The 1,282-nt window shown below is 72.1% G+C and carries 1 protein-coding gene; it reads left to right on the top strand.

Annotation, left to right across the window (positions count from 1 at the left end; genetic code table 11):
* The coding region (gene egtB / locus IE286_RS26865) for an ergothioneine biosynthesis protein EgtB (protein ID WP_189799356.1) at positions 1 to 1,282 on the top strand (1,282 nt) is incomplete at both ends.

Here is a 1,282-nt window from a genome sequence, read left to right as displayed (position 1 = left end):
CTGCGTGAGCGGGCGTGGAGTTCGCTGACCGCGGCCCGTGCCCGGACCACGCTGCTGACCACCTGTGTGGACGAGCCGGACCTGGTCGCGCAGCACTCGCCGCTGATGTCCCCGCTGGTGTGGGACCTGGCCCACATCGGCAACCAGGAGGAACAGTGGCTGCTGCGCGCCGTCGGCGGCCAGGACCCCATCCGCCCCGAGATCGACAGTCTCTACGACGCCTTCGAACACCCCCGCGCCGAACGCCCGGAACTCCCCCTTCTCCCGCCCGACGAGGCCCGCCGCTACACCGCCGAGGTCCGCTCCCGCGTCACCGGCGTGCTGGAGACCGCCGACCTGACCGGCCCCCGCCTGACCCGCGCCGCCTTCGCCTTCGGCATGATCGCCCAGCACGAACAACAGCACGACGAGACCATGCTCGTCACCCACCAGCTGCGCAGCGGCCCGCCCGCCCTGACCGCACCCGACCCCGACGCCGCACCCCCGTACAGCGGGACCGCCGAAGTCCTCGTCCCCGGCGGAGAGTTCACCATGGGCACCTCCACCGAACCCTGGGCCCTGGACAACGAACGCCCCGCCCACACCCGCCACGTCCCCGCCTTCTTCCTCGACACCACCCCCGTCACCAACGCCGCCTACCAGGCCTTCATCGACGACGGCGGCTACCGGGACCCCCGCTGGTGGACCCCCGAAGGCTGGGCCCACATCCAGCGCCACACCATCACCGCACCCCTCTTCTGGCACCGCGACGGCAGCCAATGGCTGCGCCGCCGCTTCGGCATCACCGAACCCGTACCCCCCGACGAACCCGTACTCCACGTGTGCTGGTACGAAGCCGACGCCTACGCCCGCTGGGCCGGACGCCGCCTGCCCACCGAAGCCGAATGGGAGAAGGCCGCCCGCCACGACCCCTCGACCGGCCGCAGTCGCCGCTACCCCTGGGGCGACGCCGACCCCACACCCGCCCACGCCAACCTCGGCCAGCGCCACCTGCGCCCCGCCCCCGCCGGCAGCTACCCCGCCGGCCAGTCCCCCCTCGGCATCCGTCAGTTCATCGGCGACGTGTGGGAATGGACCGCCAGCGACTTCCTGCCCTACCCCGGCTTCCGGGCCTACCCCTACAAGGAGTACTCCGAGGTGTTCTTCGGTCCGGAATACAAGGTGCTGCGCGGTGGTTCCTTCGCCGTGGACCCGGTGGCCTGCCGGGGCACCTTCCGCAACTGGGACTACCCCGTCCGGCGGCAGATCTTCTGCGGATTCCGCACCGCCCGCACAGCGGAGG

The organism is Streptomyces thermodiastaticus, assembly GCF_014656135.1.
GTDB lineage: Bacteria > Actinomycetota > Actinomycetes > Streptomycetales > Streptomycetaceae > Streptomyces > Streptomyces thermodiastaticus.
The sequence above is the reverse complement of the archived record's forward strand: the minus strand, read 5'-3'. Positions and strand labels throughout refer to the sequence as shown.